Below are 22,076 nucleotides of genomic sequence, written 5' to 3'. Positions count from 1 at the left end.
GAAAGCGTGGCTGTGCTGTAGAACATAAACAGCGAGACCGGTTTGTGATATGAACCACATCTAAACGTTACTTTGCGACACCACTACACAGACATGAACAACAGTTCCGGGGGGAGCGGATCCGCGCAGGTGGATCCGGGTTCGGGAACGGTAAGGACACCACATGCTGTTGCCGATGGCACCGACCGATTCACTGTTTCTGCTCGGCGAGTCCCGCGAGCATCCAATGCACGTCGGCGGCCTGGCAGTGTTCACGCCACCCGAGGGGGCGTCGGCGGCCGATGTGCGCGCGATGTTCGATGCCGCGCTGATCGGTGACCAGGTGGCGGCGCCGTTCCGTAAGCGGGCCCGCCGCTCGGTGACGTCGCTCGGCCAGTGGGGCTGGGACACCCTTCCGCACCACGAGGTCGACCTGGAACACCACGTGCGCCGCGACGCCCTGCCCCAGCCGGGCGGAATGGCAGAACTGATGACCCTGGTGTCGAGGCTGCACGGCACCCTGCTCGACCGCAGCCGCCCCCTGTGGGAAATGCACCTGATCGAGGGCCTCGCCGACGGCCGCTACGCGATCTACACCAAGATCCACCATGCCCTCGCCGACGGTGCGTCCGCGATGAGGCTGCTCCGCGACAGCATGAGCGAGGACCCCCACCGTCGGAACATGCCCACACCCTGGCAACCCCGAAACCCGCTGACGGCCGTGCCGGACGCGGGCGTCGCGGTGTCGGGAGGGCTCGGCTCGGCACTGCCCACGATGGCGTGGGACGCCGCCCGCGCGGCGGTCGGCGAGGTGGCCGGACTCCTGCCCGCAGCGGTCGGCACCGTGGATCGCGCCCTGCACGGCAAGGGCGGTGCGGTGTCGCTGACCGCACCGCACACCCTGTTCAACGTGCCGATCAGCGGAGCCCGGCACGTCGCCGCCCGGTCCTTCCCCCTCGAACGGATCCGCCTGCTGGCCAAGCACGCCGACGCCACCATCAACGACATCGTGCTGACGATGTGCGCGGGCACCCTCCGGGCCTACCTGCACACCCGCGACGCGTTGCCGGACAACCCCCTGATCGCGATGGTCCCCGTCTCCCTCCGCGCGCCGAATACCGGGGCCGGCGGCAATCGGGTTGGCGTGCTCATGTGCAACCTGGCCACCCACCTCCCCGACCCCGCGCACCGACTCGAAACCGTGCGCAACTGCATGAACGAGGGCAAGGCCGCCCTCCAGGCGATGAGTCCCGCCCAGGTTCTCGCGATGAGCGCCCTCGGCGCCGCCCCGCTAGGAGTCGAGATGTTCCTCGGCCGCCGCGGTCCGCTGCGACCACCCTTCAACGTCGTCATCTCCAACGTCGCCGGCCCCCGAACCCCCTTGTACTGGAACGGGGCCCGACTCGAATCCCTCTACCCGCTGTCCATCCCCACCACCGGGCAGGCACTCAACATCACGTGCACCAGCAGCGACGACCAGATCGTCTTCGGCCTCACCGGCTGCCGCCGCACCGTCCCGGATCTGCACCCCATGCTCGATCAGCTCGACGCCGAACTCGATCTCCTCGAGACCGCTGTCGGACTGTGAACTCGAGAGAACAGCTGCGGGATCACACCGTCACCGTGTTCGCGGCGGCCACGCGCACCTGAAATTCGAGGCGTGCCATGGCCTCCCGGGCGGCGTCGAGTGCCTGTTCGGCGGTGTCCCCGACCGCGCGTGCGTACGCGACACGTGAATCGGACGATTCCAGGACGGCGACCGCGCCACCCGGGCGGACCAGGAGTTGCACGTCGGTCACGCCGTCGACCTTCCGGGCGTCGTCGACACCGCTGACGTCGGTGAGAACACCCGCGACCGGTGCGGCGGCGAACCAGATCGCGGAACAGCGGGCCGGCCGCTCCTCGGCGAGGACGGCCCGGATCCCGGGTAGGACCTTCTCCCCGACGGTCTGCCGCACGACGCATTCGGCGAGGTCCACACCGGTGGCGTCGAGGGCAAGGGCCGGAATCTCGTCGCCGCCCATCCGCACGTGGGTTTCGATCACCCGGGGACCGGTCGGGGTGAGCACGATCTCGGTGTGGGTTGCACCGAACTCCACACCGACGGCGTCGAGCACACTCGTCACGTACGTATGGATCCGTTCTTCCTGCTCCGCGGCGAGGGCTGCCGGTGCCACGTGCCCGAGTTCGACGAAGTTCGCCGGGTCGGAGAACTTGCGGGTGACGGCGACGATCTGGTGTTCGCCGCATTCCGAGAAGGCCTCCACGCTGAATTGCGGGCCTTCGTGGAACCGCTCGACGAGCACCCCGCTGGTGGTCAGGCCGTCGAAGTCGCCCCCGGCGCGTGCGAACGCCGCGGCCAGTGCGCTCTCCTCCCGAACCACGGCCACCCCGGCACTGCCCGCGCCACACACCGGTTTGACCACGCAGGGAAAGCCGTGTTCGAACGCGAAGGCACGCAACGCATCCACGTCGGCGACGACGGCGGAGGCGGTGGCGTCCACGCCGGATTCGCGAAGCGCGGCGCGCATGGCGTTCTTGTCGTGGACCGACGTCACCGTGCGGCGCGAGTGGGTGGACAGGCCGAGGGCCTCCCCGATCGCGGCGCAGCGGTCCTGGTCGCGTTCGCCGAACGTGGCGATCCGGGTGAACGGATGCTGCGCATGCGCCGCCGCGGCCAACGCGATCCACTCCTCGTCCGGCGCGTCGTGCCGCACGGCGATGACCCGCGAGTGCTCGGTCAGACGGCGAAGCTTGGCGACGAATTCCAGTCGGCAGATCACCGAGGTCTGGGTGCCGGGAAGGGCGTCACGGACCCGGCCCGGGAGGTCGCGGCCGCTGCCGACGACGAGGACGTGTTCGGTCATTTCTTCACCTCGAGTATCGAGAAGGGAGACAGTGCAGGACGGTCGCCGTCCGGGCGTTCCTTCGTCCGTGCGCGTTCCGCGAGACTGCGATGCGCCGCCGTCCGGGAGACCAGTGCCGCGGCCCCGAACGTCCCGGCCAGGACGGGCCACGCCAGGAGACCGGCCGGCAACAGGACGACGACCAGAATGGTGGGGCCGAGCACCTTCTGGCCCGTCATGCCGAGACTGAACGCGCCCAGATAGCGGGCGACGGCGGGCCGCGGGGACAGCTCGGCCGACAGTTCCCAGGCGGCCACGGAGTGGATGTTCTCGGCGACCGACAGTGCCACCACCGCAACGACAACGGCGACGATCGCCGGAACGGTGTCGGCCATCTGGCCGACGGCGAGTGCACCGCAGCAGAAGGCCATCAGCGCCCCGGTCCACGTCAGGAGTCGCGCCGCCGCGGACGTGCCCTCGGCGAACCGGGCGACGTAGACCTGCAGGACCACCGTCAGCACGGTGTTGACCGCCATGAGCACCGGCACCCACGCGAGCGGCACCGACGTGTACTCGATGACCCAGATCGGGAGCAGAACGATCAGCACGGTGTCGTACAGCGACAGGACACCGTTGCCGACCGTGAAGACCATGAACCACCGGTCGCGGAACGGCGAGCGCACCGCGGTTTCAGCCGGCCCGGGACCAGCGGGGAGAGGCGTGCGTTGCACGACCGTTCCCGTCCTCCGGAGTACGAGCCGGACGGCGAACGCGATGACCACGAAGGAGATTCCGTTGCCCAGGAACAGCGCCGTGAACGCGGCGGAGGTGCCGGTCACGAAGACGACACCCGCCAGCAGGAACCCCGCGGTGAGACCCACGTTCCGGATGGCGCGGATGGTCGCCATCGTCCGGGTCCGGTCGTGGCCGCCGATCACCGCCGTCACGACGGCCTGCTGGATCGGGCTGCTCGCCCGGTCGGCCGCGGTGAGCAGCACGGTGAGCACGAGGTAGGCGGTGAAATCGGATACGAGCGCGAAGCATCCGTAGCCGATGCCGCGCACCAGCAGGAGTGCCACATAGAACCGGCCGGGCCCCACCCGGTCGGCCAGCCTGCCCAGGGGCACCGGGGCGAGAAGCGCGAGCGCACCCGCGATCGTGGTGGCCAGGGCGATCTGGTTCGCGGTGAGACCGACCACGCCAATGAAGTACAGCGCGAACGACGCGAAGAACATCCCGGTACCCAGCGAGTCGACGCCGGCGCCGACGGCGAGCGTGCGACCGGCCGCGCTGTCGGGAAGCAGCGCATCACCCAGCCGCCGCAGGCGGGCGCTCACGGGATGCTCCCCGGCGTCAGGAAGGCGTGCACGAGATCGGCCGACCGCTGCACGTGGGTGGGTGTCGCCGCCTCGGGCGCCGGACGCCGCAGGTGGTTCCAGGCGTACCGACGGGCCGCGTTGACGAGTAGTTCGGCATCCCCAGCCGAGGCTGCCGCGGACTGCGCGACCAGCGCCGCCGCCATGAGGAGTCGGCTCATCCGGTCGACCAGCACCCACCCGGCGGCCGCGACGGTCGCGGGGTCTGCACCCACCCATTCGTGGCGGGTGGTGCCGAGGGCTCCGAGCGCGTCGTCCACCATCTGCCAGGCCGCCAGCAACCTTCCCCGGGGAGCGACTCCGAGAAGCTCCCTGGACCGGTGGGCAGCCGCGTCGAAGTGTTCGCGAATCGTCAGCAGTTTTAACGCATGGGTGGTCAGGGTCCAGCAGTCGGCCCGGGCGGTGCCGCTCCCGTCGGCGCGGACTGTGTCCGCTGCAAGCGAGTAGGCGATGCAGCGCCGGGCCACCCTCCGGGCGCGACCGTGCGACAGCTGCGGAAGGGCGTGCCAGGCCCGGACGGCGATCACGTCGACCACCCGGTCGGCGATCTCCTCGCGACGCGCATTCGCCCACGCGCTGCCGTCGAGCAGGTCTGCCGCGCTCGCGAATCCGGTGACGGCACCCTCCAGGATTCCGAGGCCTTCGGCATCCCAGATCGCCGCGACCCGATCGGGTGCGGCCGAAGACAGTAAACGTGTGCTCATGCGAACTCCAGCCAGTGACGGTAGGTGGGCTCGCGCCCGCGGACCACGTCGTGGAAGACGTCGCGCAGTTGCTTGGTGATCGGGCCGCACCCGCCCGCCGCCACCGGGCGGTCGTCGACCGACGCCACCGGGACCACCTCGGCGGCGGTGCCGGTGAGAAACGCCTCGTCGGCGACGTAGAGCTCGCTGCGGGTCAGGCTTTGCTCCCTCACCGTGATCCCCAGGTCACGGGCGAGCGTGATCACGGTGTCGCGGGTGAGACCGGGCAGGATGTTGTCGCCGACCGGCGGGGTGATCAGTTCACCGTCGCGGACGGCGAAGATGTTCGCGGCGGATGCTTCGGCGACGTGCCCGGTGGAGGTGAGCATCAGTGCGTCGTCGTATCCGGCGCGCAGCGCGCCGACCTTCGCCAGAGCCGAATTGACATAGGCACCCGTCGCTTTGGCGAGCGGCGGGACCGAGTGAACGCCGTTGCGTTGCCAGCTGCTGACGACGAGGCGGCAGCCGTCCTGGTCCGCGGTTTCGCCGAGGTACGAACCCCACGGCCAGGCCGCGATGGCCACCCGGGCGGTGTCCAGCGCAGGCGCGACCCCCATCGAGCCGTAGCCGAGGTAGACGATCGGTCGCAGATAGCCGGAGTCCAGGCCGGTGCGGCGGAGCAGTTCGAGCGAGATCTCGGTGAGCTCGTCCACCGACCACCCGGGGTCCATCAGGTACACCCGTGCCGAGTCGTGCAGCCGTCGCAGGTGCTCGCGCAGCCGGAACACGGCCGGACCGCGGTCGGTCGCGTAGGCCCGGATGCCCTCGTAGACACCCCATCCGTAGTGCAGACTCGGTGTCAATACATGGACCTGCGCCTGGTCCCAGGCGACGAATTCACCGTCCATCCAGACGGTGCTGGTGGGGATCAGTTCCATTGTTCTGCTTTCGGTTCGGTGGCGGCGGGCCGCCGGGACGGGACGGGGACTGCCGGTGCACCGACCAGGTCCAGCCGCCGCTCGATGCTGCGCGACTGCAGTGTCAGAGCCTCGCGATACTTGTCGGCGCCTTCGCCGCGGAATGCGAACCAGCCCCAGCGGGGTCGCAGTTCGCATCCGCGGGCGATCTTGGCCTCGTAGGCGGCGAGGCCGTAGTGGACGCGACGGATGCCGTGCTCCACCGCCCAGTGCGCGGTCTCGTGGTAGGTCAGGGTCAGGTAGCAGCCACGAATCCCCGGGGCGAAGCCGGCGGTCCTGGCGAACAACGTGTCGGGGGTGCGGAGGTAGAGCACGAAACCCACGAGGCGACCGTCGAGTTCGGCACCGAGCACCACACAGGAATCGCCCAATTCCTCACGGACGGCGTCGAAGTCGCGTCGGACCCGGTCCTCGCCGCCGGGCAGCCCGTACTTGGCCCGGTGCGCGACCTGGAGGGCGACGACGTCGTCGTCGATCGCCGCGGGACCCCAGCGGACCACTGTGCGCAGGCCGGCCTCGGTGTAGTCGGCGACCTCCTTGCGGAGCCGGACGCGACGGCGCTTGCTCAGGCTCGCGACGTATTCCGCCCAGCTGTGGCCGCTCAGGTCCTGCACACCCTCGGCGCCCAGCAGGGCCGCCGTGTACCCGGCGCCGGATGCTGAACCGTCCACCTCCTCGGCGTCGGACGCACCGACGTACAGCAATGCCACACTGCGGCAGCCGAGTTCGTCACCGGCCTGATGGAGCAGGTCGGGCAGGGCCGCCATGACCACGCGGCGCTGATCGTGCGAACGGCCGGGCGCGTGCGCGACACCGTGGTGGTTTCCGAACGTCGCGAGCGCCAGCGACGGGTACTGATCCTCGCGGGCATCGGGCAGCGCCTCGGTGAGCTCGGCCCAGCGCAGCCGATCGGGGTGATCGAGCAACTCCGGTTCGGCCATCGGGCCTGCGGTTCCCGCCAGCCGGGGCGGGTCGTAGAAGAGCAGGCCCCCGGGCCGCGCCGTGAACAGCAGCGGCGCGACCGCGACGGTGCGGCCGTCCGCGCGCACCTCGAGGTAACGCACCTCGTGCAGGTCGGTGCGTTCGGTGAACCGCCACCACCGCGCGTCCTCCCAGATGATGTCCGGGTCGGCGATGCCCGCGAAGTCGGCGGCGGTGGGGCGGGCGCCGCGGGGCAGGACGTGGCCGGTGATCCCGTCGACATCGGTGGCGGTCATGCTGCGTCCTCGCTTTCGGCACGGTCCCACTCGAATCCGGCGCTCACCTGTTCGGCAGTGGCGATCAGCCGATTGCCCAGCGCCGTGAAGTCGGGGTCGGTCACCACCCAGTAGGCGAGGAAGTCCGCCGACTTGCGCTCGTTGTACCGGGCAGGGGTCCAGTCGTCGCCGACGTGGGTGTTCAGCGTGAAGTCGTGCACGCCCGGCGGTGCGTCCGGCAGTCGCAGCACCCGGCCCCGGCGCGGCGGCACGCCGTAGAACGCTGCGTACGGGGCGGTCGCCACCCGGTCCCGGACAGCATCCAGGTCGGTCGGCAACCCGCATTCCACCCGCGCCCAGAGATGCCGCGGATCGATGCCCAGGACATGGCGGAGCATCGTCGGTATCGGTCCGCCGCCGATCCGTGCCGCCACTTCACAGAGCACGATGTCGCCGTCCGCGGTGACGAAGAACTCGGCGTGCACGCAGACGGTGGGCGGCGAGCCCAGTGCATCGACGAGCCGCCAGGTCTCGTCCACCAGTCGTGCGCACACCGGGTCGGTGGTGTCGACGGACCGGGAGCCGAACGGGGCGTCGGTCCAGTGCTCGAGGCACCCCTGGCCGGTGTAGCGGGACGCGATGGCGGCCACCGGGTCTCCGGCGACGCGGAACGCGTCCACATGGTGCACCGCACCGTCGACAAATTCCTCGACTTCGTACGGTGTGGCCGTGACGATGTCGGCGAGTCCGGTTGCCTGCGCGGGCGAATCGAGCACGTAGACGCCGGTGGAGCCGGAGCCACTGCGCGGTTTGACGACGACCCGGCCCGGGTTGCCGGCCATGAAGTCGACGATGTCCGCCGGATGGCGCACCGGCGCGAAGACCGGGACGAGAAGCCCCGTGGCCTGCGCCATTTCCTTCATCAGGATCTTGTCGCGGTAGCCGGCTGCCGTGGCGGTGTCCAGGCCCGGGAGGCCGAGTTCGCCGCGCAGTGTGGCGGCCCTCTCCACATCGACCTCGGCGAGGGCGACGACCGCTTTCGGCCGGTGCCGTCCGGCGAGTTCCCGAGCGGCGCCCAGCACCGCGTCGTCGTCGTGATAGTCGGTGACCGTGACGATCTCGGCGAATCCCTCACCCGGATCCGTTCCCTCGGCGCAGACCGCCACCAGACGTCCGCGCTTCTCCGGCAGCCACTGGGCGAAGGGCAACCCGGCGGCACGCGGGCTGATCAGTACGAGAATCATCGAGAAGCTTCCTTCCTCGTCACGGCGAATCCATCGAAAGTTGTGTCCAGCGTGGCGAAGACCTCCGCGGTCCGGGCATCCAGCGGTATCCCCCGCGCCCGTCGTTCGCGCTCGTGGGCGCGTTGCGGATCACCCGAGGCCACCACCGGCGTCCCAGTGGCGGGCGTCGCCCCGCGGACGGTGCCGAGGAGATCCGCCAGCCCGGCCGTGAATTGCGCATGCCCACTGAACGCTCCGGGGTCCAGGGCGAGGATGAAGTGGCCGACCCCTCGGCTTCGACCGGGGGTTCCCTCACCGACTTGCTCGAGCTGCCAGTCGGGCGGCGACCCGGTCAACACGGCGCCCAGCAGAGTGACCGCCATTGCCAGGCCCTGTCCCTTGTAGCCGCCGAGTGGCGACAGGGCGTACGCCTCGTCGGGTTCCGCGGTGGGCCGCCCGTCGCGATCGGTGGCCCAGCCGCTGTTCAGCGGTCGTCCCACGGCCCGGCGGTGCTTCACCTCACCGAAACACACCTGGCTGGTGGCCATGTCGAGGGCGAGCCCGTCGTCCCCCGTGCCCGCGGCCACGCTGATCGGGTTGGTGCCGAACAGCGGCTCGACCCCGCCGTACGGAGCCACCCGGGAGGCGGCCGACGTGACGGCGATACCGATCATCCCCTGCCCGGCCAGGTGCCGGGTGTAGACCGACGCCGCGCCGAAGTGGTTGGAATTGCGCACGCCCACCGCCGCGACGCCGAAAGCCTTGGCCCGGTCGGCTGCCAGGCGGGCGGCGGCGAGTCCGGCGAGCACGCCGAGTGCGCCGTCCGCATCCAGCAGCAGTCCGGCCCCACGGTCCCGGACTACGGTCGGGCACGCCACTGCATTCGCGACGCCGGTCGCGAGTTCGTCCAGGTATTGCGGCAGCAACCGCAGACCGTGGGTGTCGATGCCGCGCAGGGACGTGTCGACGAGCGCGGCAGCCACCTGATCGGCGTCGTCCTCCGGCACCCCCGCCTCGGCGAGTGCGATCGAGGCAAGCCAACGGGCCTCCTGCTCGTCGATCAGCGATCCAGGGTTCAGTGTCTGGTGGATCATGAAGTACTCCAATGCATGAAGACGTGGGGGCCGATGCCCGGGATGTCGAACTCCGGGCCCAGAATCCGGAAGCCCTGCTTGACGTAGAAGCCGGCTGCGGTGGTGCGGGCGTTGCACCAAACCGTCCCGGCGCCGGCCAGCGCGGCGTTCGTGAGTACGGTGCGCAGGAGTGTGGTCCCCGCACCCGTACCGCGAACCTCCTCGAGGGTGGCCATACCGCGGAGGCGCCAACCCCGGCCCGGGAGAAGACCTGGCACGGCGTGCCTTTCGGGCGGATCCTCGTGGTACAGCGAGGCCACGCCGACCGGGCGCCCCGCGGCGAGTGTGGCGAAGTGCCGGGTGCCGACGTGCGCGTCCTCCGGATAGACGCAGGTCTCGGCCGGCTGACCGGGCCGGAGCACGGTATGGCGGATCGGTCGCACGTCGGCGGCGGACACCGGCCGAACCCGCCAGCCGTGGGCGGCGGGATCGGGAAGGTAACCGGAACCGGGACGATCCGGCAGGGTGACGCGGCCGGCGCCGTCGAGCGTCAGTCCGCGGCCGGTGTTCACCGCGAGAAGGTCGACTGCGTCGACATCCAGATGGTCGGCCAGTCCCCCGAGGTGGGCCGTGGCCGACACCCCGGCCGCGGATTCAGGCATGCAGCCGAGCATGGTGAGCAGACCCCGTTCACGGGCTCGGCGCAGCAGCGTGAGGGACGGGGTGATTCCCCCGGCCTTCATCGGTTTGACGTTGATGCCGTCGAACGCGCCGGTGCACGCGTCCAGGTCCTGCGGCGACGCGATGCTCTCGTCCGCGATCACCGGGATCGGGCTGCGCTCCTTCAGGATCCGGGCGTCGCGCCACCCTGAGCGCGGAAACGGCTGCTCGATCAGATGCACGCCGAGTTCCTGCAGGCCGGGCAGGACGGGGAGCAGTCGGGACAGCTCCCAGCCGCAGTTGCCGTCCACGTAGAACGGTGCGGTCGTGTGGCAGCGGAGTTCCTTGACGACGGTGAGGTCGCCCGGGTCGGCGAGCTTGATCTTGTACGCCGACCATCCGGGCCGCTCGCGGAGTTTGCGGACCATCACCCCGGTCTCGTCGAGCCCGATACTGAAGCTGGAGTGCAACTCCCGCGGGCGTTCCAGGCCGAGAGACTGCCACAGCGGCACACTGAGCAGCCGTGCCCGCAGATCGTGCACCGCGGTGTCGAGGGCGGCCAGGACGAACGGCGAATCGGGCAGCTCCGCGGACAGCGCTCGCCACACCGCGAACGGGTCGTCGGGACCGAGGTCGATCAGCAACGGCGCAATCCGTCGCAGATCCGCGTGCATCCGGTCCAGGCCCGAGTTGTAGTGGTCGGTCATGAACGCGGATGCCTCGCCGAACCCGGCGACACCGTCCTGCTCCACCTCCACCACCAGTCCCCGCTGCACCGGAATCGCTTCTCTGGCAGAGCGCCACAGATGCCGTTGCGTCAAGCTGATCTCGTGCGCGGTGACCCTCACGTGGTGCCTCCGACACCGAAGAATTCGCGGTCGCGCGGGCCGTGCGGGCGGAGGTCGTCCCACCACTGCGCGTGCTCGTCGTATTTCGCGAAGAACGGCTTGCCCACCAGATCCGGCCGGCGTGCCTGCAGGAACCGCAGCGCGAACGCACGTCCGCCGTCGAGGTCGACGACGCCGTCGACCACGACCTTCCCCGGCGACGCCGACATCACCGGTCCCCGCGCGGTCCGCCCGAGTCCGGAGACCCGTTGCAGCGCTTCGCGGTAGATGTCGACCGCTCGCGCCAGCGGCAGACCGAAATACGGTCGCGCACCGGTGTCCCGCTCGACGAACATGTAGTACGGCACGACCCGGTTGCGGACCTGCGCCTGCCAGAGGTCGGCCCACGTGCGCGGGTCGTCGTTGACGTGACGCACCACCGGGGCCTGAGCGCGGAGCACCGCACCGGTCGATGCCAACCGGGCCAGCGCCGTCCGGGCGGCATCGGTCTGCAGTTCCGCGACGTGCGACAGGTGCAGCATCATCGCGACGTGCTTGCCGGCGGCGGTCAGCCGCTCGAGCAACCGCAGCAGGTCGTCGGCTTCCGGCCCGGCCAACAGCCGGTACGGCCAGAACGAGACGGCCTTCGTGCCGATCCGGATCGTTTCGACATGGTCCCGCACCGGTTCGAGCAGCGGCTCCAGATAGGAGGCCAGTAACTCGGTCCGCATGACCAGCGGGTCGCCGCCGGTCAACAGCACGTCGGTGATGCCGGGGTGCAGGTCGAGGTACCGGGTCATGGCCTCCGGCCCGGACATGGCCATCTTCAGGTCCGGGGTGTCCACGAACTGCGCCCAGCGGAAGCAGTAGCCGCAATAGCTGTGGCAGGTCTGCCCCTGGCGGGGGAACACCAGCAGGGTCTCGGCGTACTTGTGCTGCATGCCCGAACCGTCGATGTCGTCGTGCTGCGGAACGTTCATGCTCAGCTGGTCACCGGGATGCGGGTTCAGTGCGGCGCGGACCGTGTCGACGGCCTGCCGGACGGTGCCCCGATCTCCCTGTGCCACGGCCTGTTCGATCAGCGCGAAGTGCTGGGGCTCGAGCATGTCGCGGTGTGGGAAGGTCAGCCGGTAGATCGGGTCGTCCGGCGCACGGCCCCAGTCGATCAGTTCGTCGACGACGTAGCTGCTGACCTTGAACGGCAGCACCTGGGACACCACGTGTGCCTCGTGCCCGAGCATCGGGTCGCCGGTTCGCTCGGCGACGAGCTTGCGGAGCCGGTCGCCGCTGATCGATCGCGGAGCGAGGGCCGTGCGGGTGTCGAGATCGAGGAGGGTCATTTGTCCGTCACCGCCAAGCCCCAGTCGAAGTCGACCTCGCCCAGAACATTCATGTCCGACATCAGCGAATACAGACCGCTGTAGTCGCGCACGAGCCGCGAACCGGATTTCTCGGCCCGCACGTCGGCGAGCATCTTCTCCCATCCGGTGACCTTCTCGATGCGGAAGATCGCTTCCCACGTCGAGTAGTCCGTGGCGACGAACGCTTCCAGTCCGGCGACCAGCATGTCCAGGAAGAAGCGGCGCTTGACGGGGTCCAGCACGTCGTACACCAGCTTCGCCATCTCGTCGGAAATGGATGCGTGGCAGTACTCGTCCCGGTTGTGCAGTTTTGCGGTGGTGGAGTTGACCACCTGGATGTCATGATCGTCGGCGAGCAGATCGAGATACGCGTTGATCGAGATCTCGGACACCGTGGCGAAGGCCAGCGTGGTCAGGCTGCGCTGCCAGCGTTCGGCGGCACGGGCCCGCAGCCGACGGTGTGCTCGTGAGGTGTGGGATTCGGGTAACGCGCTGTCGGGGAACGGGTTCCCCCGTTTGCGTCTGGTCAGCGCACTCGCGTTGATGTGCATCAGGGTGTGGTACTGCTCGTCGACCATGGCCTGAGCGAGGGCGATATCCATGTCCTGGCCGCCGAGACCCGGGAACTCCCCGTCCATCACGAGCGCGAACGCCGGGTTGGCGACGCGTTGCTCGGCGAGCACCGTGTGCCGGTTGTACGCGATCCAAGCCCAGCTCAGCAGCCGCGACCGCAGCGCGTCGGGCATCGCCTGCCACGTCGGATGGTCGCGGAACGGCACGATGCCCTCGGGGTAGTCGGCCCGGCCGGCGTCGAACAACTCGTCGAGGTCGGGCTCGTCGCGCTTCACCGTCGACCGTCGGTGCCAATTGCCGGCGAGGCGGCTGATGACGGCGTTCTCGGCTTCGTCAGCGGGGTCGAACGACGGCAGTCCGGGGAGGTGGACCAGCCCGTCGGCGTCGGAGCACTGCAGGTCGTCGATGATCATGCGCGAGTCCGGTCGCCGGCCCAGAAACGAGTGAGGTGACGGGCGCGGTCGGCGTACTCTGAACGCGCGTGCAGCATGCGCTGGTTGTCCCAGATGAGCAGTGCATTCTCGTGGATCAGCACGCGGGTGCGCAGTTCGTGGAACAGGTCGCTGACGCGATGCGCCAACCTGCGACCGGCCCGGCCGAGCGGCAGCCGGGAGTCGTCGACGTCGGACTCGTGGTGCGGATCGTAGTCGGCCGCGGTGAGCAGGTTGTAGCTGAAGCGCAGGGCGGTGCGGCCGGTGTCGTCCGCGCCCAGCATCGTGGTGCGTACACCCCCGTCCGGGCCAGGGAAGGTCAGTTCGGCTTCTGTCATCAGGGTGACCTCGGCCGGTTCCAGGGCGTCGACGAGCCGCCGGATGTCGAGCAGATCGGTGTGGCCGCCGCCGCAGCGTGCCTGCCGGTGGCAGAACAGCGCCAGGTACGCCGGGCTGGGATCCCAGCCGGGGGCCTCGGTGTGCGCCAGAATCGTGTTCGCGCTCTGCGAGTACGCCCGATGATCGTGGCCGGGACGGTACGTCACCTCGTGGGTGAGCAGACCGTTGTATTGCGGGACCAGATCACCCAGCGAGCCAACCACTTCCGCTGCAGCGGTGCGGTCGGGTACGTCGTGGACGACGACGTAGCCGTCCTCCCCCAGCCGCTTCCGGTCGACACGGCCTTCCACCGTGTTCCCACCTACAGGCGCAGAAACGACATGACAATTCGGCGACATCCATTCCTCCATTCCGAAAACCCGACCGGGTTGCGTACCCGTGACTCCGGTCGATCGAGACCGGGATCGTCGTGATCGGTTTCAAGAATGTGGTCGTGCCGCCACGCACACCAGGCACCCTAGGGGAGCCAAAACGTCACCCGGAAAGAACGGCTGGGTGTGTAACGACGGAATACGGTCGGTTGTGCTGATGTGGCGCCTCATCACCTCGACTGCGTTCTCGGTCCGACATCCGGCCACAGGCGTGAACGCTTTCAGGAACAAACAGATAGATAGGCAAATACAGTCAATACATCCAAAAGTGTGTCTTTGACGTAGTCGTTCAACGACCGTTAGATCGTACTCAGGTGCCGTCGCCGGCCCGGGACTGGTGACAGCTGCCGACTCGGGTTCCCGATCGTCGCACGCCGGTTCGTGCGGTGGCGTATCCAACCTTTGAAGGGAGAAGCATGATTCAACGTCCAGATCTCGAGGATTTCCGCACGCAGGCCCGCGAGTTCTTCGCGAGGGAGGTTCCCGCAGTCCTTCACGGCGTCGACGCGCCGGTGGATCGCGCGCGGGCAGTGCGCGGGGCGCTTCACCGTGCCGGCTTCTCAGGTGTCTCAATTCCCGAATCTGCCGGGGGAAGAGGCCTTTCCGCTGACCACGAGGACATCGTCACCGACGAAGCCACAACGCTCGCCGTGACTGCGGACCGACCTGCGTTCCTCGGCGTCAACGTCATCCTTCCCGCCCTCATTGATGTCGGAGCAGCCGAACTCGTGGCCGAGGTCGGCCCTCGCATTCTGAGTGCGGACGCTATCGCCTGTCAGTTGTTCTCCGAACCTGATGCAGGTTCCGATCTAGCCGGGGTGATGACGCGCGCAACCGAAGTCGACGGCGGGTGGCGCGTACAGGGCCAGAAGGTCTGGACCTCATACGCGCATCTGGCCGACTTCGGTCTTGCGCTGGTCCGCACCGACCCCGAGGCACCGAAACACTCGGGGTTGACGATGTTGCTGATTGATATGAACGCACCGGGGGTCACAGTCAGACCCATCAAGCAGATGACCGGCGACGGCGAGTTCAACGAGGTATTCCTCGACAACGTCTTCGTTCGGGCGGATCGGCTCGTCGGCACCGTCGGCGGAGGATGGAAGGTGGCCGGCACTGTACTCGGGCACGAACGGCTGGCGATATCGCGAAGCGGTGGAGTCGGGGTTCGCAACCCGATTTCGGTCCGAGCACTCGTCGACCTGGTTACCAGACACGACACCATCTCCGTGCCCGACGTGCAGAGTTCCCTTCTCGACGCCTGGATGGGGGAACGCACAGCCGCCATTCTGTCGCGTCAAACAACAGTACAAGCCCGTTCAGGACTGCCGCTGGGTCCGGAAACATCCCTCGGAAAGATGCATCGAACTCGCAACGCCTTCAGGAACGCGCGCTTGGCCACCGAATTCGGTCTGCCTTGTGGTGGCGCGTGGATCGGTGACGAGTACGCAGGAACCGCTTACGAAATCCTCAATTCGCCGGGGATGGCGTTCGGTGGCGGCACCGATGACATACAACGGAACATCGTCGCCGAACGCATTCTCGGGCTTCCTCGCGAGCAGGCGGTCGACCCCCGAGACCGACGAACTGCGGTCGGGCATCAATCATCCTCGCAATCAACAGGAAAGGCAGGAGAGCAGTGACGACATCCCCGTTCATGCAACAGACACCGGAGCGTACCGAACTCGCAGGTGCAATCCGGCGGCTCCTCGACCAGCATGTGTCGTCGCGTAGCGAGGACGACACCGGCTCCGCAGACGGATTCGATCGCCGCATCTGGCAGCTCCTCGCCGAAAGTATCGGCGTACCGGCAATGGCGATTCCCGAGGATGTCGGCGGAGTGGGCTTCGGCTTCTCCGACCTGCTTCCGGTATTCGAGGAAGCTGGTCGCGTACTCTACGGTTCACCCTTGCTGAGTTCGGTCGGCCTCGCCACACCGTTGATACGCCTTGCCGCAGATGCCGGCACCGCGACAAGGTTGCTTCCCGACCTTGCTTCGGGAGCCTCGACGGCTGCGGTCGCCTGGTTGGAAAATCCGACGGATCGGTCGAGCCGCGGTGTCCACGCGCGGATCGCGGGAAGCAAGCAATTCGCCCTGTCGGGGCACACAACACACGTAATAGACGGATACAGCGCCGACATCCTCCTCGTCCTTGCTCGTCTCGGTGAACAGACAGCGATTTTCGTCGTCGAAGGCACTGCGCCAGGGCTTCTCCGTTCACCGATGGACACCATCGACCTCTCGCGTAGTCAGGCGTCACTGACCTTTGACGTGGTGCCGGCCGTGTTGCTCGGCGAGGCCCAAGGAGGGATGGAGGCTCTGGGACGCGCGCAGGACTACGCCGCTCTGGCCCTCGCAGCGGAGTCCACCGGCGCTGCCCGCCGCTGCCTCGAATCGGCCGTCGAGTATGCCAAAAGCCGCCGTCAGTTCGGGCAGCCGATCGGAGCCTTCCAGGCGGTCAAGCACCGGTGCGCCGAGATGTGGGCCGCAGTCGAAACAGCGGCTGCCCTGGTCGGGGAAGCGTCCCGGGCGCTCGAGACACACGGCGTCCCCAGTCCGCTCGACACCACTCACGCGTTGATCGCAGCGGTGGACGCCCTCGATTTCTGCGCGCAGGAGAGCATGCGTGTTCACGGCGGAATCAGCTTTACGTGGGAGCACTCCGCTCATCGTTACTACCGCCGCGCGCGGAGTGTCCAAACCCTCCTCGGCCCGATGAGTCGCCATCGCGAGCGACTGACAGCTCTTTCCGGCATCCGCCCGAATTGACCTGCCCGGCGTCCCCAGGATCGGCCGCCAGATCCGACGCCCGTCATCGCCGAGATCCGCGGTGGCGGCGCGTCCCTCGCGCTGCCCACAACCTACGATTCGCCGACCGACGGGGGTCGCCCGGACATCAATCGAATCGGACCAGGGATTCGCCGCCGATGGCCAGCGAGAGCCCGACTATCGTGATCGCGATTATCGCGATGTACCGACCCGCTGCCGCATGCGCTTGGTCGGGGAGTTCTCTCCAGCGTCGCGTAGCCAGCACAGCGAGAACGATAGTGGACAACGCGAATCCGGCGACAGACAGGACGTCACGGCCTTGGAATTCTGGCGTGGCGATGGCGTGGTGAACAAGAATGCCGGTCGCAGCGGCGGCGGTCGAGGCGGTGCGACGCCACGCCAGGACCGTCCGCTCGACCTGCAGTCCCCTGTCATGTCCCGACGCCGTCGTCACGTCAGCATCCCCCACATGCAAAGGCTCGCAGCGAGGAGGACACCGCCGGCGAGAACTGGCATCAACCATGAATTCGGCAGTGGTTGCGCGCGACGCATGGCCTGTTGCACTCGGAACCAGTGCAGGAATGCACCGCCTCCGATCAATGCCGCGGTAGCAAGACAAGTCACGGCAAGTGGGCCGCGCAGAACGACTGGTTCGAGGGAGTCGATGAACTCACGAGCGGCGACGCCACCCGCGATGAGCGCCAGTGCGGTCCTCATCCATGCCAAGAACGTGCGTTCGTTGGCGAGAGTGAACCGGTAGTCCGGTTCTTGGTCGGCGCTCAGAGAAGCCCGTGCCCTCGGCGTCCGACGCCGGAGGGCCGAATACGACAGCACCGACGAAGCTCGGCGGTGCTGCGGTGCTTCCGTCATGCCTTCCGGCTGCAGACGACGCCCGTAGTGGCGAGGTCGTCGATCGCGGCAGCGGTGTAGCCGAGTTCCGTCAGCAACTCGACCGTGTGTTGTCCCAGCGCCGGGGCGCCGGTGGTGGAGAACCGGGGAATGCTGTGGAGGTGCCACGGCGAGCCGAGGGTGGTGTGCTCGACCCCAGTGGGGTCGGTGACGTCGATGAAGATGCCGGCGGCCTCGACGTCCGGGTTCTTATGGACCTCGCGGTAGGAACTGATGCGACCGGCGACGACACCGTTCGGTGTCAACAGTGTCATGGCTTCGTCGCTGGTCATCTTGGCGAACTCGGACCGGAGTTCCTCGAGTAGTGCTGGGCGGTTGCGCACGCGGGTCTCGTTGGTCTCGAATCGCGGGTCGGAGGCCAGTTCGGGGTGGCCGAGCAGGTTGCAGAGCCGGTCGAAATGCACCACCGAGTAGGCAGATACGACGATGGCGCCGTCCCTGGTGGGCATCACGTCCGCGGCGGGCGCCACGGTGGCTTGCCCGTTTCCCTTGCGCACGGGTTCGTTGCCGGTCAGGAGATACTCGCCCCAGTTCGGGCCCTGCAGATGCACCGCCACCTCGAGCAGCGAGGTCTCGACGGTGTCGCCGTCGCCGGTGCGCAGCCGCCGGATGTAGGCGCCCAGGATGGCTTGAGCGAACACGTGCGCGGCAGCCGCGTCGACCACGGGGAAGCCGACACGTTGCGGTTCTCGGTCGGCTTCGCCCGTGACCCACATGATGCCGCTTTCGGCCTGCGCTGCGATGTCCAGGCCGGCGCGGTACTTCGACGGCCCGTGCAGCCCGAATCCGGTGACAGTGGCATAAATGAGATCGGGGTGCGCGGTGCGGACCTGCTCGGCGCCGAGGCCGAAGGAATCCATCACCCCGGGTCGCAGATTCTGCACGACGATGTCTGCGCCCGCGATCAGTTCCCGGGCGACCTGCTGTCCTCGGACGTCCTTCAGGTCCAGGGCGATGCAGCGCTTGTTGCGGTTGTAGTTCCGCAGGATCGCGTCACCGTAAATGCCGATCGATCGCGACGATTCCCCGTGGATCGGCTCGACTTTGATCACGTCGGCGCCGAGGTCGGCCAGGATCTGGGTGGCGGCCGGGGCCGCGATGAACTGTCCGAAGTCGACGACGCGGACGCCGTCCAATGGTGTGCTCATTGCACGTTCTCGTGTAGATGGGTATTGAGTTTGGCCTCATCACGTTCCGGATGCACCAGGAAGGTGGCTGCGGCGCCGCCGATGGCCATGAGCACACCGGTGAGCGCGAAACCGTGCCCGTAGCCGGTGATCTTGTCGGCTGCGGTGCCGACGAAATGCCCGAGTACCAGCGGCGCGAGTACGCCGGCCATGCTGTAGAACGCCACGAGGAACCCCAGGACCGGACCACGCTTACGCGGGTGCACAACATCGGCGATGGCGGTGAAGGCGACGGCATACGCAGCAGTATTGAGCGAGAACGCCAAGGTGATGAAGACCATCTGCGGCAGACCAGCCGACAGCAATGTAAATGCGAACATCGACAGGCCGGCCGCGACGATCAGTCCGCCCGCCAAATACCCCCGCGAAACACGCCGGGACACCCCTCGCGCGGTCAACCAATTCGACAACCAGCCGGCACCGATCGCACCGACCGCGGCGAAGGCATAGGGAAGCATGATCAACCGTCCGGCGGTGACCGTGTCGTAGCCCAACCCATCCGATAGATAGACCGGCAGCCAGGCCACCTTCAAGGTGGTCGACCAATACGAGAAGAACGTCAGCAGAGCAATGCCGACGACGGTTCCGGTGGTCAGCAACGTCCGGTACGGAGCATCGACCAACTCCGCGGCGCCCGGGGCCGTTCCCACCGGTGTGTGCGCGGGCGCATCCTTGCCGAAGACGAGCCAGACCACTGCCCACAGTCCGCCCAGGACGATGAGCACACCGAAGGCCGCATGCCAGGACCAGGTGACGATGACCCAGGTCAACACGGGCGCGGCGAGAAGCGGGCCCACCGAGGCGCCCGCGGTGACGACCCCACCCGGCAGGGCCCGTTTCTCCGGCGGAAACCACGAGTGCACCGAATGGGTGGCCAGCGCGTACGCCGGCCCTTCGGCAAAGCCGAGGACGATGCGACACGCGAGCATCACACCGAAGCTCACCGGGCCGAGCAGGGGCACCATCGTGACGATCCAGACGAGCATCAGCACGGCTAGCAACCAGCGCAGACCGATGCGGGAAGACAGCGCTCCGAAGACCATCGCTCCGGCGGCGAACAACCAGAAGAAGGCACTCTGCAGCAGGCCGAACTGCTGCGGTGTGATTCCCAGATCGTGTTGGATATGAACGCCGGCGAAGCCGAGTACAGCCTTGTCCGCGAAGTTGAGAAGGAGGAAGGTGAACAGCAACATGGCGATCAGCCATGCACGCTTCAATGAGGGCGGTGCGACAACAGCTTTGGGCTGTGCTCGAGTGTCTGTCATAAGGGGCTCCGAACATGCAGAGTGGATGGGGTGACACGAGCCGTCAGTGGCCTGTGAACGCGGCCTCGCGTTTGTGCAGGAAAGCCTCGGCCGCTTCGCGAGCATCGTCGGAATGGAAGCACTGCACCATGCGATCCACTTCCGCGAGCAAGTAGTCGCCGAGCGGCGCGGTGGAAGAGTGGAGCAGGTTCCGTTTCATCGCACGGAGGGCGAGGGGGGCGGAGGTCGCGAGACGGTGCGCAAGCTCGCGGGCGGTGCCGTGGAGCGACTGTGCGGAGGTTACCGAGTTGACCAGTCCGAGCTGGTGGGCGCGCTCGGCGGTGAGTTTGCCTGGGGTGAGAAATAATTCGCGGGCGTGCGCGCCGCCCAGCATCTTGTTGATCAGCCAGACGCCGCCGAGGTCACCGGACAGTCCGGCACTGATGAATGCGGTGTTGAATACGGCACGGTCGGAAGCGATCCGAAAATCTGCTGCGGCAGCGAGCGATAGCCCTGCTCCAGCGCAGGCACCGTCGATAGCGGCGATCGTGACCTGCGGTATCTGATGGAAAGCGAGCAGAGTGGTGCTGACGTGGCGCAAACGTGCGGTATCCGCCACGACCGAGTCACGCCGCAAGGTCCTGGATTCGGCAGGAGCGGCAAGATCAGCGCCCACGCTGAAATCGGAGCCCTGGCCCGAAAGGATCACCACTCGTACGTCGGGTGAGCGCGAGAGCGTTGTGATCACGGCGCGAAGCTCTTCGAGTACGACAAAGGAAACGGCATTTCGTCGCCCGGGGTTGTCGAGGACCACGGTTGCTGTGGCATCCTCGATCGCGCAGTGAACGTGGCCGCTCATGATTCCTCCTCGATTGACGTTCACCAGTTGTGAACTGGCGCAAATTTATTCAAGAGGCAGCGACCGACCACGTCAAAGACCGAAAGTAGGCCGAATCAACTGCAATTTCCTATCGATCCGGTGATGGGCGTACCTCCGAGTCGCGGTAATTGCGTTCGCGAACCCGGTGATCTGCCGTCAGTGCTGTCAGCGAGGCCCCCTCGATCCACGAGTGTCCCCGGGCCGTGTGCCGGTCGATACTGCGAAGCCAGGCCCGCATCGAGCGCTTCGAGTAATCCAGGAAGTCGGAGGTTGCCACCGTCATTCGACCCCTGCGATACATCATTCCGACTCGTCGTGAAAGCCCCGGGGACAGCTCGCGCACCACACCGCCGCGATGACGGGCGTCGAGCGCAATCCGGAGCGGAATGATTGCCGCGCCTGCTCCGGAGAGCACCATCGGCAGTACCGCGCCGCGCTGTGGTACCTCCACAACGATCCGCGGTTCGACACCATGCTCCCGCAACGAGTTCTCGATGTACTCTCTTGTTGCCGTGCCGTGTTCGCCCATCACGAAAGGGACCCCGGACAGACTTTCGACTGGGGTGGGATCGGGCCAGAACGACTCGGTGCCAGGTGGACAGACGAGGACGAACTTCTGATCGACCAGTTCCTCGCTCACTAGTTCCTCCCCCGCAATCGGCATGGCCGAGAAGCCGACCTCGCAGGCACCGGATCGTACGAGCTGCACCAGATCCGCCGCTTCGTCACGCTCCTCGATCCGAAAACGCACTTCGGGAAATTTGGCGCGGAACCCCGCCGCCCACACCGATAGTGGGTCCGTGGAGATATCCGACAGTGCCGCGATATCGATCCGCCCGCTGCGCCCCTGCCCGACGCTCCGCACTGCATTCTCCGCTGCTTCCGCCTCGCGCAGGATCATGCGAGCCGGGCCGATCAGGGCCTCGCCGGCCGGCGCGAGGACAAGACCTCTGCCCACTCGGTGAAACAGCTCGGATCCCAGGTCCTTCTCGAGCTTGCGGACGGCCTGGGAGAGCGACGGCTGGGCCACTCGCAGCGCGACTGCGGCACGGTTGACCCCTCCGTGATCGACCACCGCAAGGAAGTACTCCATTTGACGCAGATCCATGCA

20 protein-coding genes are annotated in these 22,076 nt (G+C 67.6%); 3 read left to right on the top strand and 17 right to left on the bottom strand.

What is annotated here, in order from left to right; all coding sequences use genetic code 11:
- Window positions 1–163: 163 nt before the first annotated feature.
- Entirely contained in the window at window positions 164–1,567 is a 1,404-nt protein-coding gene (locus QM806_RS37935) for a WS/DGAT/MGAT family O-acyltransferase (protein WP_065492394.1), read from the top strand.
- A 22-nt stretch (window positions 1,568–1,589) separates the two neighbouring features.
- Here the strand turns inward: QM806_RS37935 and QM806_RS37930 are convergent, their stop codons facing one another.
- From QM806_RS37930 to QM806_RS37880, 11 genes are read right to left on the bottom strand one after another with little or no spacing between them, the layout of a single operon-like run.
- Window positions 1,590–2,846, bottom strand: coding sequence for an ATP-grasp domain-containing protein (locus tag QM806_RS37930; RefSeq protein WP_283294841.1), 1,257 nt, complete (start codon window positions 2,844–2,846; stop codon window positions 1,590–1,592).
- Entirely contained in the window at window positions 2,843–4,162 is a 1,320-nt protein-coding gene (locus QM806_RS37925) for an MFS transporter (protein ID WP_167117204.1), read from the bottom strand. Before QM806_RS37925 ends, QM806_RS37930 begins: the two co-directional genes overlap by 4 nt.
- Window positions 4,159–4,905 carry a hypothetical protein gene (locus tag QM806_RS37920; protein ID WP_283294838.1) on the bottom strand — a complete coding sequence of 249 codons (747 nt, stop codon included), beginning with the start codon at window positions 4,903–4,905 and terminating at the stop codon, window positions 4,159–4,161. Before QM806_RS37920 ends, QM806_RS37925 begins: the two co-directional genes overlap by 4 nt.
- The gene (locus QM806_RS37915) at window positions 4,902–5,822 is read right to left on the bottom strand and encodes a branched-chain amino acid transaminase (RefSeq protein ID WP_005565932.1); all 921 of its coding nucleotides are present in this window, start codon (window positions 5,820–5,822) and stop codon (window positions 4,902–4,904) included. Before QM806_RS37915 ends, QM806_RS37920 begins: the two co-directional genes overlap by 4 nt.
- Complete coding sequence (locus tag QM806_RS37910; protein ID WP_167117198.1) at window positions 5,813–7,078, bottom strand: GNAT family N-acetyltransferase; 1,266 nt, start codon at window positions 7,076–7,078, stop codon at window positions 5,813–5,815. The genes QM806_RS37915 and QM806_RS37910 overlap by 10 nt, the downstream gene beginning before the upstream one ends.
- Window positions 7,075–8,301, bottom strand: a complete 1,227-nt coding sequence (locus QM806_RS37905; protein ID WP_283294836.1) for an ATP-grasp domain-containing protein — start codon at window positions 8,299–8,301, stop codon at window positions 7,075–7,077. Before QM806_RS37905 ends, QM806_RS37910 begins: the two co-directional genes overlap by 4 nt.
- A complete protein-coding gene (locus QM806_RS37900; RefSeq protein WP_283294835.1) occupies window positions 8,298–9,374 on the bottom strand; it encodes an Ldh family oxidoreductase in 1,077 nt (358 codons plus the stop codon). Before QM806_RS37900 ends, QM806_RS37905 begins: the two co-directional genes overlap by 4 nt.
- Window positions 9,371–10,861: a GNAT family N-acetyltransferase gene (locus QM806_RS37895; RefSeq protein WP_283294833.1), complete on the bottom strand. Its 1,491-nt coding sequence runs from the start codon at window positions 10,859–10,861 to the stop codon at window positions 9,371–9,373. Before QM806_RS37895 ends, QM806_RS37900 begins: the two co-directional genes overlap by 4 nt.
- The gene (locus tag QM806_RS37890; protein WP_283294832.1) at window positions 10,858–12,180 is read right to left on the bottom strand and encodes a KamA family radical SAM protein; all 1,323 of its coding nucleotides are present in this window, start codon (window positions 12,178–12,180) and stop codon (window positions 10,858–10,860) included. The genes QM806_RS37895 and QM806_RS37890 overlap by 4 nt, the downstream gene beginning before the upstream one ends.
- Complete coding sequence (locus QM806_RS37885) at window positions 12,177–13,187, bottom strand: AurF N-oxygenase family protein (RefSeq protein WP_054245924.1); 1,011 nt, start codon at window positions 13,185–13,187, stop codon at window positions 12,177–12,179. The genes QM806_RS37890 and QM806_RS37885 overlap by 4 nt, the downstream gene beginning before the upstream one ends.
- Window positions 13,184–13,942 (bottom strand): TauD/TfdA family dioxygenase, encoded by a 759-nt coding sequence (locus QM806_RS37880; protein ID WP_349307621.1) that lies wholly within the window; start codon window positions 13,940–13,942, stop codon window positions 13,184–13,186. Before QM806_RS37880 ends, QM806_RS37885 begins: the two co-directional genes overlap by 4 nt.
- A 419-nt stretch (window positions 13,943–14,361) precedes the next feature.
- On the opposite strand from QM806_RS37880, the gene QM806_RS37875 reads away from it, so the two are divergent.
- Both QM806_RS37875 and QM806_RS37870 read left to right on the top strand, forming a co-directional pair.
- On the top strand, window positions 14,362–15,618 hold the full coding sequence (locus tag QM806_RS37875) for an acyl-CoA dehydrogenase family protein (RefSeq protein WP_248949570.1): 1,257 nt from the start codon (window positions 14,362–14,364) through the stop codon (window positions 15,616–15,618).
- Window positions 15,615–16,745, top strand: coding sequence for an acyl-CoA dehydrogenase family protein (locus tag QM806_RS37870; RefSeq protein WP_283294826.1), 1,131 nt, complete (start codon window positions 15,615–15,617; stop codon window positions 16,743–16,745). The genes QM806_RS37875 and QM806_RS37870 overlap by 4 nt, the downstream gene beginning before the upstream one ends.
- A gap of 127 nt (window positions 16,746–16,872) precedes the next feature.
- Here QM806_RS37870 and QM806_RS37865 read toward each other — a convergent pair whose 3' ends face one another.
- From QM806_RS37865 to QM806_RS37840, 6 genes are all read right to left on the bottom strand, one after another.
- Window positions 16,873–17,199, bottom strand: coding sequence for a DUF202 domain-containing protein (locus QM806_RS37865; protein ID WP_100229379.1), 327 nt, complete (start codon window positions 17,197–17,199; stop codon window positions 16,873–16,875).
- On the bottom strand, window positions 17,196–17,615 hold the full coding sequence (locus tag QM806_RS37860; protein ID WP_005254409.1) for a YidH family protein: 420 nt from the start codon (window positions 17,613–17,615) through the stop codon (window positions 17,196–17,198). The genes QM806_RS37865 and QM806_RS37860 overlap by 4 nt, the downstream gene beginning before the upstream one ends.
- A complete protein-coding gene (locus QM806_RS37855) occupies window positions 17,612–18,802 on the bottom strand; it encodes a CaiB/BaiF CoA transferase family protein (protein WP_054245929.1) in 1,191 nt (396 codons plus the stop codon). Before QM806_RS37855 ends, QM806_RS37860 begins: the two co-directional genes overlap by 4 nt.
- Window positions 18,799–20,106 carry an MFS transporter gene (locus QM806_RS37850; protein WP_283294823.1) on the bottom strand — a complete coding sequence of 436 codons (1,308 nt, stop codon included), beginning with the start codon at window positions 20,104–20,106 and terminating at the stop codon, window positions 18,799–18,801. The genes QM806_RS37855 and QM806_RS37850 overlap by 4 nt, the downstream gene beginning before the upstream one ends.
- Before the next feature lie 43 nt (window positions 20,107–20,149).
- Window positions 20,150–20,944: an enoyl-CoA hydratase/isomerase family protein gene (locus QM806_RS37845; RefSeq protein WP_283294821.1), complete on the bottom strand. Its 795-nt coding sequence runs from the start codon at window positions 20,942–20,944 to the stop codon at window positions 20,150–20,152.
- Window positions 20,945–21,053: 109 nt separating this feature from the next.
- Complete coding sequence (locus QM806_RS37840) at window positions 21,054–22,073, bottom strand: LysR family transcriptional regulator (RefSeq protein WP_240960709.1); 1,020 nt, start codon at window positions 22,071–22,073, stop codon at window positions 21,054–21,056.
- Window positions 22,074–22,076: the final 3 nt, after the last annotated feature.

It is taken from the genome of Rhodococcus sp. IEGM 1351 (assembly GCF_030056875.1).
Lineage (GTDB): Bacteria > Actinomycetota > Actinomycetes > Mycobacteriales > Mycobacteriaceae > Rhodococcus_F > Rhodococcus_F opacus.
Note: the sequence above shows the minus strand (reverse complement) of the source record. Positions and strands in the feature narration are given on the sequence as shown.